Source organism: Dissulfurirhabdus thermomarina (genome assembly GCF_012979235.1).
Classification (GTDB): Bacteria; Desulfobacterota; Dissulfuribacteria; order Dissulfuribacterales; family Dissulfurirhabdaceae; genus Dissulfurirhabdus; species Dissulfurirhabdus thermomarina.
Map to the genome: position 1 here is coordinate 225746 of NZ_JAATWC010000004.1, position 9212 is coordinate 234957.

The window sequence follows — 9212 nt, forward strand, 5'->3', positions numbered from 1 at the left end:
GAACCGGGGCGCCGGCCCGCCGCCGGGCGCCCGAGGAGACCGACGCCATGATCCGCTACATGGACGATATCCAGATGAAGGGACGCCGGGTGTTCATCCGGGCCGACTTCAACGTCCCGCTCGACGACTTCGGCAACATCACCGACGACAACCGGATCCGCGCCGTCCTCCCCACCATCAACCACGCCCTGGACGAAGGGGCGAAGGTGATCCTCTGCTCCCACCTCGGCCGCCCCAAGGGCCAGCGGGTCGAAAAATTCAGCCTGAAACCCGTGGCCCGGCGCCTCTCCCGACTCCTCCAGAAGGAGGTCGCCCTCGCCCCCGACTGCGTGGGCCCCGAGGTGGAACGGATGGCCGCCGGCCTCGGGGAGGGGGACGTGCTCCTGCTCGAGAACGTCCGGTTCCACGAGGGCGAGACCCGGAACGACCCGGAATTCGCCGCGCAACTGGCCGCCCTGTGCGAGGTCTTCGTCAACGACGCCTTCGCCGTCTCGCACCGGGCCCACGCCTCGGTGGTGGGCATCCCGCCCCTGGTGAAGGACTGCGCGGGCGGCCACCTTCTCCGGGCCGAACTCACCTACTTCCACCGCGCCATGGAAGACCCGGCCCGGCCGCTGGTCGCCATCGTGGGCGGCGCCAAGGTCTCGAGCAAGCTCGGGGCCCTGGAGAACCTCCTGGCCCGGGTGGACAAGATCGTCATCGGCGGGGCCATGGCCAACACCTTCCTCATGGCCAGGGGCTACCCCGTGGGACGCTCCCTGGTGGAGCCGGATCTCGTGGAGACCGCCCGGAAGATCCTCGACCGGGCCCGTTCGAACGGGATCCGGATCTACCTCCCCGTGGACTGCGTGGTGGCCGACCGCATGGAGCCCAACGCCGAGACCAAGATCGTCCCGGCCAAGGAGGTCCCGGACGGGTGGATGATCCTCGACATCGGCCCCGCCACCGTGGCCCTCTTCCGGGAGGTGCTCCACAACGCCCGAACCATCGTCTGGAACGGGCCCATGGGCGCCTTCGAGATGGACGCCTTCAGCCGGGGTACCCTGGCCATGGTCCGGGCGGTGGCCGATTCCTACGCCCTCACCATCATCGGGGGCGGCGACACCGACGTCGCGGTGCACAAGGCGGGCGAGGTGGACAACATCTCCTACATCTCCACGGGAGGCGGCGCCTTCCTGGCGCTCCTGGAAGGCAAGGAGCTGCCGGGCATCAAGGCCCTGGAGACCTGCGGGGGAGGAGGCTGAACATGGCCCGCCGCCCCGTCGTCGCCGCCAACTGGAAGATGCACAAGAGCCTGGGCGAGACCCGGGATTTCCTCCGGGCCTTCCTGCCCATGGTGGCCGGGGCCCGAGACCGGGAAATCCTGGTGGCGCCCCCCTTCACGGCCCTGGCCCTGGCCGCCGAGCTGGTCCGCGGGAGCAACGTGGCCATCGCCGCCCAGAACATGCACCCCGAAGAGAAGGGGGCCTTCACCGGCGAGGTCTCGCCGATCATGCTGTCGGACCTCGGGGTGCGGTGGGTCATCGTCGGTCACTCGGAGCGCCGCCACGTCTTCGGGGAGGGCGACGACTTCGTGGCCGCCAAGGTCCGCTCCGCCCTCGACCACGGCCTCCGGCCCATCCTCTGCATCGGGGAGACCCTCGAGGAACGGGACGCCGGGGCGACCCTCTCCGTGCTGGAACGCCAGCTCGCCGCGGCCCTTGCCGGGATCCCCGGGCCGGATCTCGCCGGGCTCGTGGTGGCCTACGAACCGGTCTGGGCCATCGGGACGGGCCGGACCGCCACCACGGCCCAGGTCCAGGAGGCCCACCGGTCGGTCCGGGAATGGTTCGCGGGGGCCTTCGACTCGAGTATTGCAGGGGAAATCCGGATATTGTATGGTGGCTCCGTCAAACCGGGGAACGTGGACGCCCTCATGGCCCTCGACGACGTCGACGGGGTCCTGGTGGGCGGGGCGTCCCTCGAGGCGGATTCCTTCAGCCGGATCGTGAACTTCCGGCCCGCGGGGTGAGCCGGTGTACGCCTTCGTCATCACCATCCACGTCGTGACCTGCATCCTCCTGGTCCTCATCGTGCTCCTGCAAAAGGGCAAGGGGGCCGAGGTGGGGGCGGTCTTCGGCTCCAGCGAGGCCATGTTCGGCAGCGCCGGCCCCGCCTCGTTTCTCCACAAGTTGACTACGGTCCTGGCGGCGGTGTTCATGGTGACCTCCATCACCCTGACCTATCTCGCGGCCCACAGGGTGGGCGGCTCGGTCATGGAGAAGGTCAAGGCGCCCGCGGCCCCGGCGTCCCCCGTGGAGCACCCGGCGGCGCCGCCGGCGACCAAGTAGCACACACGGCCGAAGTGGTGGAATTGGTAGACACGCCATCTTGAGGGGGTGGTGGGCACCCGCCCGTGGGAGTTCGAATCTCCCCTTCGGCACCAGATCACGCAGGCGGCCTCCCCGGTGGGAGGCCGCCTTTTTTGATGGCGTCGCGGGAATCGCCAAGCGGAACGCTTGGCGGCGTTGCTTCCCGCCGCGTCGTCACTGCGGCGGACTTCAAGTATGCCTCGTTCCCCGCGATGGTCGCGCCTTGTCCTTGGCGGTTCCCGCCGAGCCATCCTCCCGCCTTGCATTTGGCGATCTTTGCCGAGCCTCCGCTCAGAGGACTCTTTACGAGGCCGTCAGCTTCGCGACGCCCCTCATGGTTTCGATCCTCATTTTTCAGCATTGACTCCCCGCAGGCCTTCTGCCATTGTGCAGTTAGGATGATTCTCGACACCATGCAAGGTTCCGCCCCGGCTGCGCACCCGGCGGGGGAGTGCGCCTATCCCCTCACGCGCCGGCTCCTGGCCGAGGCCGGAAGAAGCGACATCCCCGCGTCGCCCGAGCTCCCGGAACGCCTCGAGGGCGCCGCCGTTCCACCCTGGCTGCCGGACCTTGCCCGGGTGGAGCGGGCGGCGGCCGCCGCGGCCCGCGCCCCGCGCCCGGAACGGCCCGGGGCCGGCCCCCCCGTCGTGAACCCCACCCTGGAGCTGGTGCGGCTGGCCTGGCCCGTCCTCGACGGGCTGGACGGAGAACTCGGCGCCGCTCCCCCGGCCGCCTTCTCCGCGCCGCCGGCCCCGGCCGACGGTTTCGTCCTCTGCTGGCAGGACACCGCCGGGGTCTCCCACGCGGCCCCCGCCGCTCCCGGTGACCTCCTGGCCCTCAAGGTGGTGGTGGAGGGGCTGGACCCGGAGGCCGTGGCGTCGGCCCACGGCGTGCCGGTGGGCCGCGTGGACGAGGCCATCCGCGCCGCCGCGGACCGGGAGATCCTCCTGGCCCCGCCCTCCCGGATCCGGCGCGACCCCGCCGTGTTTCCCATCCCAGAGGGGACCCCGGACCACATGGTGACCGCCGAGACCTTCGCCGTCCAGTGGCACGTGACCCAGGCCTGCGACCTCCACTGCCGGCACTGCTACGACCGCAGCGACCGGGCCCCCCTCTCCTACGAGCAGGGCGTCCGGGTGCTCGACGACCTCCGCCGTTTCTGCCAGGCCAGGAACGTCCGGGGCCACGTGGTCTTCACCGGGGGAAACCCCTTCCTCCACCCGCGTTTCGCCGACCTCTACCGGGCCGCCGCCGACCGGGGCTTCTCCCTGGCCATCCTCGGGAACCCCGTCCCACGCCGCCGGCTCGAGGAGATCCTGGCGATCCGGGAGCCCACCTTCTACCAGGTGAGCCTGGAAGGCCTGGAACCCCACAACGACTTCATCCGCGGCCGCGGGCACTTCCGCCGGGCCCTGGCCTTCCTGGACCTCCTCCGGGAACTCGGCGTGAGCTCCTCGGTGATGCTCACCCTGACGCGGGAAAACCTCCCCCAGGTCCTCCCCCTGGCGGAGATCCTCCGAGGCCGGGCCGACGGCTTCACCTTCAACCGCCTCTCCCCCGTGGGCGAGGGGGCCCGTCTCGCCCTCCCCGACCGAGATGCCTTCCTGGCCTTCCTCGAGGCATTCCGGCGTGCCGCCGCCCGGAACGAAGTCCTCTACTTCAAGGACAACCTCTTGAACGCCCTGCTCCACCGGGAGGGGCTCCCCCTCTCCGACGGCTGCACCGGCTACGGCTGCGGGGCGGCCTTCAACTTCATCGCGCTGCTCCCCGACGGCGAGGCCCACGCCTGCCGGAAGTTCCCCTCGCCCATCGGCAACGTCCACGCCGAGGGCCTCGAGGCGGTCTACGAATCGGCGGCGGCCCGGCGGTACCGGGCCGGGTGCGAGGGATGCCGCCCCTGCCCCATCCGCCCCTGGTGCGGGGGCTGCCTCGCCGTGGCCCGCGGGCTCGGCCGCGACATCTTCACCGAACCGGACCCCTTCTGTCCCTTCCTGGGGACGGACGGCATCGACGTATCCTGCACCGCCGGGGTCGTCTCGGCCCCGGCACAGACCTGACCCCCCGGCAAGGGGTGGACAGAGGAGGATGTAGCCATGGACATGGGCACACTCAAGAAGGTCCTCATGGGGATCGGGCTGGCCGGTCTCTTCGCCTCGGGCGGGGCCGCCCTGGCCAACCCCGGCACCGGGAGCGGCTGCGGCAGCTCCTGCGGCAGCAAGAGCAAGACGGCGAGCCAGCGCACCGGGTGCGGCGCCTCGTCCTGCGGCGGGGCGAAGGGCGCGACCTCCTGCGGCGGCAACATGACCCACAAGAAGGGCATGACCTCGTGCGGCAACATGACCCACAAGGGAACGAGCTGCGGCGGCATGAAGAAGCCGGGCACGAGCTGCGGCGGGTCGAGCTGCGGCTAGCCCTTCAGCGGTGGAGATACCGGGCGAGGTACCGGCGCTCCTGGGCCGCGCTGATGTAGTCGCGGCGGCGCATGTCCCGGAGGATGCGCCGGTACTTCGCCTGGAACTCGGGCGTCCAGTTCCGGTTCTGCCAGAGGACGTAGTGGTACTTCCGGGGCGAGGGCAGGAGCAGCGCCAGGAAGGCCCCCTCCGCGGCGTCGATCCGGGAGGGCGGTTTCCCGAAGAGGAGGCGGGCGGCGGCGTTCACGCCGAAGATGTCCGGCCCGAACTCGGCGATGTTGAGGTAGACCTCGAGGATCTGGTTCTTCGTGAACCGGTCCTCCAGCCGGCGGGCGAGGACGAACTCTCGGAGCTTCCGGAGCAGCGTCTTGTCCCGGGTGAGGAAGAGGTTCCGGGCCACCTGCTGGGTGATGGTGCTCGCCCCGTAGGCGTAGGCCCCGGTCTTGAGGTTCCGGGCCAGGGCGTCGATCACGGCGTCGTAGTTGATGCCGTGGTGCTCGAAGAACCGGGCGTCCTCCGCCAGGACCACGGCGTAGAGGAGGTCCCGGTTGACCCGGCGAAGTGGCACCCATCGGTAGAGGCGCCCCTTGTCCTCGAGCTGCTGGAGGACCCGCTGCCGGCCCAGCCGGCGGATCTTGCCGAAGTCGCCCGGCACCTCGGGCAGAGTGAGGACGAAGACCGCGGCCGCCAGCGCGAGCAGCAAAAGGCCCGCCCAGAATACGGCCCCCGTCCAGAGACAGACCCGTTCGAGGGTCCTCCGGGGGTGCAGCAGCAGGTCCAGCAGCGTGGAGCGGCGGTAGGAACGCATGGCGGTCTCGGAAGCGGACGTCACCTCCGCCCCCTGGAGGCGTGATCGGCCCGGGAGGCGCCGGGCTTGAAGCCGGCCGCGGGACGCCGCGGCCGGGCCGTGGAACCGGGCCGCGGCGGGCGATGCCGATCCACCATCGCCGACGGCCGCGGGGTGCTCCGCGCCGGGGCGGCCCGGAGACGCGAGTTGCTCGCTTTTTATGACGGGCGCCCGGCGACCGGCGCTCTGTGGCATATACCCGGCGTTACGGAGGCCGCAAATGATGGAGTCGCAAAAAGTCGCGGGCTGCTGTGTTGCTTCGGATGTTCTCGTCATTGCGGCGTACCCAAGTACGCCTCGTTCCTCGACATCCTCGCGCCTTGCATGTGGCGGTTTTTACTTAGCCATCTACTCAGAGGGCTTGTTGGGAGGCCATCATAAATGACGACACCAAAACAGGAACCCACCCCCGGACCCCTCCTGGAACGGTCGGCCGCCTACTGGGAGGCGTGCACCCTGCATGCCGGGGTCCGGCTCGACGTCTTTTCCGTGATCTCGGGAGGGGCGCTCGCCGCCGACGAGGTGGCCCGCCGCGTGGGCGGCGACGTCCGGGGCGTCACCACCCTGCTCGACGCCCTGGCTGCCATGGGCCTCCTCGAAAAAGACGGGGACGCCTACCGGAACACCGAGACGGCGGCCCTCTTCCTGGACCGGGCCTCCCCCCGCTACGTCGGCCACATCATCCGCCACCACCACTACCTGGTCGAGTCGTGGAGCCGGCTCCCGGAGGCGGTCCTCGGCGGCCGCCCGGTGCGGGACCGCGACCACCGGACCCCGGAGCAGCGGGAGAGCTTCCTCATGGGGATGTTCAACCTCGCCATGGGCATCGCGCCCCGCCTCTGCCGGGAGATCGACATCGCCGGGCGCCGGAGGCTCCTCGACCTGGGCGGCGGCCCGGGCACCTATGCCATTCACTTCTGCCTGGCCAACCCGGAGCTGCACGCCGTGGTCTTCGACCTGCCCACCACGGAGCCCTTCGCCCGGCGCACCATCGAGCGCTTCGGCGTGGCGGACCGGGTGACCTTCCGGGCCGGCGACTTTCTCCGGGACGACCTCGGCGGCCCCTACGACGTGGCCTGGATCTCGCACGTCCTCCACAGCGAGGGCCCCGCCGGCTGCCGCCGCCTCCTCCGGAAGGTGGCCTCGGCCCTGGAGCCGGGGGGCCTCGTCCTGGTGCACGAGTTCATCCTCGACGACCACCGGGCCGGTCCCCTCTTCCCCGCCCTCTTCTCCTTGAACATGCTGCTCGGGACCCCGGAGGGCCGTTCCTACACCGAGACGGAGTTGGTGGACATGCTCGCCGAGGCCGGGGCCGCCGACATCCGCCGCCTCCCCTTCGCGGGGCCCAACCAGTCGGGGATCGTGGCCGGGCGGCTGCCGGGCTGACCGCGCCGCCGGGCCAGCGGCCGAGGCCCGGCGCGCGGCGCCCCTCCTCGGGGCGGACCCCTTTCAGTCTTCCCGCCCCCTTGCCGATAAGGGCTTGTAACATCCCGATCGAGGAAGGAGGTGCGCCGTGGCCCTGATATTGACCAATATCGAGACTATCCCGGGAAAGACCGTGGTGGAACACTTCGGCATCGTGCAGGGGAGCACCGTCCGGGCCAAGCACATCGGCCGGGACATCATGGCCGGGCTCAAGAACCTCGTGGGCGGCGAGCTCAAGGGCTACACCGAGCTCCTCCAGGAGGCCCGGGAGGAGGCACTCGGCCGGATGGCCGCCCAGGCGGAGAGCCTCGGGGCCAACGCCGTGCTGAACATCCGTTTCGCCACCTCCTCCGTGGCCCAGGGCGCCGCCGAGCTCTTCGCCTACGGCACCGCCGTCCGCGTGGAGTAGGGGGCGGCCATGGGTGAGTTCGTCCTCCGGAACCTCGACCTCCTCCTCTTCCTCTCCCTCCTCGTTCTCGGCTACGGCGCGGGAACCGTGGCCGAGCGCCGCCACTACGCCTCCATCCGGCGGCGGGAGCGGGAACTGGTCACGCTCCCCGTCACCACCACCCGGAACTACCCCGCCGTGGATGCCGTGCGCGAGGCCTTCCTGGTGCGGGGCAGCGTCGTGGTCTCCATCGACTACTTCAAGCGCCTCCTCGCCGTGTTGCGGAACATCTTCGGCGGCCGGGTCAAGTCCTACGAATCGCTGGTGGACCGCGCCCGCCGGGAGGCCATCCTCCGCCTGAAGGAGGCCGCCCGGGCCCGGGGCGCCGACATCTGCGTGAACCTCCGGCTCGAGACCTCCGCCATCGGCCGCTCCGCCAACCAGGAGAAACATATCGGGAGCGTCGAGGTGGTGGCCTACGCCACGGCCCTGGTCTTCGAGGGCACCGCCCGGCGGGCCGCCTGACCCCCGGCCCGGCCGCCCGCGGGCCCCGGCATGAAGTTCACCCCCCGGCTCCCCGACGACACGGTCAACGTCTCCCGGACCTCGCCCCTGGCGGAGTTCGGGACCCTCGTGGCCGGCCTGCTCGCCCTCCTGGCCGCCTTCTACCTGGTGCTGGGGCTCGCCGTGGACGTGGCGGCCCGGCACCTGCCCCCCGATATCGAGGACTGGATCGGCCGCCGGATGCACCGGCCGAACGACATCCATCCGGCCCCCGAGCTCCAGGCCCGCCTCGACGCCCTGGTGGCGGCCCTGCCGCCGGGGGATCCCCTCCGCAGGCGGAGATTCCGGGTGACGATTCTCCCCTCGCCCGAGGTCAACGCCTTCGCCCTTCCCGGCGGCGACATCGTGGTGCTCACCGGCCTCCTGGAAGAGGTGCGCTCCGAAAACGAGCTGGCCATGGTCCTGGCCCACGAACTCGGCCACTTCGCCCACCGCGACCATCTCCGGGCCCTGGGCCGCGGGCTGGTGGCCTCGGTGGCGGCCGCCCTCCTCTTCGGAACCGACAGCAGCGTCTCGGATCTCGTCTCCCGCCTCTCCCTCCCCTTCCACGTCACCTACTCGCAGGCCCAGGAGACGGAAGCGGACGAATTCGCCCTGGACCTCCTGACGGCCCGGTACGGACACGCGGGTGGGGCGACGGACTTCTTCCGTCTCCTGGAACGAAAGACCTCGAACCCTCGATTCGCTTACTTCCTGGCCACCCACCCGGCCCCCGGGACCCGGCGGCGCCACCTCGAGGCCCTCATCCGCGCCCGGCACATCCCCGTGGCGGCGGTCCAGCCGCTCCCGGCCGGGTTCGCCCGGCGTCTCGCCGCCCACTGCGGCAGAACCCGGGAAAAGAAGGACGCCTCGGCCGCCGGATCTTAGGAGAGGCCGAAGGCTGTCAGCACCGATGCTATTTGTCCCCAAAACACCGATTTGAGATGTCCTCCCGATCAAGCTGGGGCATCCTTTTTATGCAGTGTCAAGGGACGCCGATTTGAGATGTCCGGTTTCCAACGATGGTTCTTCGCTCGGCTGACCAGGCCGGTGAATCGGGTCACTTGCCTCCTTTGGCCTCGGGAGGGGTGAGGGGTTTGGTGACGAGCCCGGCCTTGCGCTTCTCCTTCAGGTAGATCTTGTTTTTGTCATTCCGCTGCTGGTTAAAAATCCTTCTGGCAATGTCCAACAGTGACCGAAGCTGTTCATCCGGATGCGAACATTTTCTTTCGATATCTCGAATGACG

The 9212-nt window shown here is 70.2% G+C and carries 10 protein-coding genes, 1 tRNA gene and 1 pseudogene; 10 read left to right on the plus strand and 2 right to left on the minus strand.

Annotated features, from left to right (window positions below; genetic code table 11):
- Nucleotides 1–47 precede the first annotated feature (47 nt).
- The 6 genes from HCU62_RS06955 to HCU62_RS06980 all read left to right on the plus strand — a co-directional run bounded on the left by HCU62_RS06955 (nucleotide 48) and on the right by HCU62_RS06980 (nucleotide 4762).
- Nucleotides 48–1244 carry a phosphoglycerate kinase gene (locus HCU62_RS06955; protein WP_163297891.1) on the plus strand — a complete coding sequence of 399 codons (1197 nt, stop codon included), beginning with the start codon at nucleotides 48–50 and terminating at the stop codon, nucleotides 1242–1244.
- 2 nt (nucleotides 1245–1246) lie between these two features.
- Entirely contained in the window at nucleotides 1247–2011 is a 765-nt protein-coding gene (gene tpiA, locus HCU62_RS06960) for a triose-phosphate isomerase (protein ID WP_163297892.1), read from the plus strand.
- A 4-nt stretch (nucleotides 2012–2015) separates the two neighbouring features.
- The gene (secG, locus tag HCU62_RS06965) at nucleotides 2016–2330 is read left to right on the plus strand and encodes a preprotein translocase subunit SecG (RefSeq protein WP_163297893.1); all 315 of its coding nucleotides are present in this window, start codon (nucleotides 2016–2018) and stop codon (nucleotides 2328–2330) included.
- Nucleotides 2331–2338: 8 nt separating this feature from the next.
- Nucleotides 2339–2425: transfer RNA gene (locus HCU62_RS06970), tRNA-Leu, on the plus strand.
- Nucleotides 2426–2749: 324 nt separating this feature from the next.
- Nucleotides 2750–4408: a thio(seleno)oxazole modification radical SAM maturase SbtM gene (gene sbtM, locus HCU62_RS06975; protein ID WP_169755519.1), complete on the plus strand. Its 1659-nt coding sequence runs from the start codon at nucleotides 2750–2752 to the stop codon at nucleotides 4406–4408.
- A gap of 36 nt (nucleotides 4409–4444) precedes the next feature.
- Nucleotides 4445–4762: a selenobacteriocin gene (locus HCU62_RS06980; protein ID WP_163297895.1), complete on the plus strand. Its 318-nt coding sequence runs from the start codon at nucleotides 4445–4447 to the stop codon at nucleotides 4760–4762.
- Nucleotides 4763–4766: 4 nt separating this feature from the next.
- On the opposite strand, the gene HCU62_RS06985 is transcribed toward HCU62_RS06980, so the two are convergent.
- Nucleotides 4767–5594, minus strand: coding sequence for a biosynthetic peptidoglycan transglycosylase (locus HCU62_RS06985; RefSeq protein ID WP_163297896.1), 828 nt, complete (start codon nucleotides 5592–5594; stop codon nucleotides 4767–4769).
- A 396-nt stretch (nucleotides 5595–5990) separates the two neighbouring features.
- Here HCU62_RS06985 and HCU62_RS06990 point away from each other — a divergent pair, with 396 nt between their 5' ends.
- The 4 genes from HCU62_RS06990 to HCU62_RS07005 all read left to right on the plus strand — a co-directional run bounded on the left by HCU62_RS06990 (nucleotide 5991) and on the right by HCU62_RS07005 (nucleotide 8853).
- Entirely contained in the window at nucleotides 5991–6995 is a 1005-nt protein-coding gene (locus HCU62_RS06990; RefSeq protein ID WP_163297897.1) for a methyltransferase, read from the plus strand.
- Between the two features lie 133 nt (nucleotides 6996–7128).
- Nucleotides 7129–7443 (plus strand): YbjQ family protein, encoded by a 315-nt coding sequence (locus HCU62_RS06995; RefSeq protein WP_163297903.1) that lies wholly within the window; start codon nucleotides 7129–7131, stop codon nucleotides 7441–7443.
- Between the two features lie 9 nt (nucleotides 7444–7452).
- Entirely contained in the window at nucleotides 7453–7947 is a 495-nt protein-coding gene (locus tag HCU62_RS07000) for a YbjQ family protein (RefSeq protein WP_163297898.1), read from the plus strand.
- 30 nt (nucleotides 7948–7977) lie between these two features.
- Nucleotides 7978–8853 (plus strand): M48 family metallopeptidase, encoded by an 876-nt coding sequence (locus HCU62_RS07005; RefSeq protein ID WP_163297899.1) that lies wholly within the window; start codon nucleotides 7978–7980, stop codon nucleotides 8851–8853.
- A 172-nt stretch (nucleotides 8854–9025) separates the two neighbouring features.
- On the opposite strand, the pseudogene HCU62_RS11675 reads toward HCU62_RS07005, so the two are convergent.
- A pseudogene (locus tag HCU62_RS11675) lies at nucleotides 9026–9212 on the minus strand (hypothetical protein); the annotation flags it as partial.

Excerpts from the sequence above, each read along its gene's own strand:
- tpiA (WP_163297892.1), top strand. The coding sequence starts at position 1,247 with ATGGCCCGCCGCCCCGTCGTCGCCGCCAACTGGAAGATGCACAAGAGC.
- sbtM (WP_169755519.1), top strand. The coding sequence starts at position 2,750 with ATGATTCTCGACACCATGCAAGGTTCCGCCCCGGCTGCGCACCCGGCG.
- HCU62_RS06955 (WP_163297891.1), top strand. The coding sequence starts at position 48 with ATGATCCGCTACATGGACGATATCCAGATGAAGGGACGCCGGGTGTTC.
- HCU62_RS06990 (WP_163297897.1), top strand. The coding sequence starts at position 5,991 with ATGACGACACCAAAACAGGAACCCACCCCCGGACCCCTCCTGGAACGG.
- HCU62_RS06980 (WP_163297895.1), top strand. The coding sequence starts at position 4,445 with ATGGACATGGGCACACTCAAGAAGGTCCTCATGGGGATCGGGCTGGCC.
- HCU62_RS07005 (WP_163297899.1), top strand. The coding sequence starts at position 7,978 with ATGAAGTTCACCCCCCGGCTCCCCGACGACACGGTCAACGTCTCCCGG.
- HCU62_RS07000 (WP_163297898.1), top strand. The coding sequence starts at position 7,453 with ATGGGTGAGTTCGTCCTCCGGAACCTCGACCTCCTCCTCTTCCTCTCC.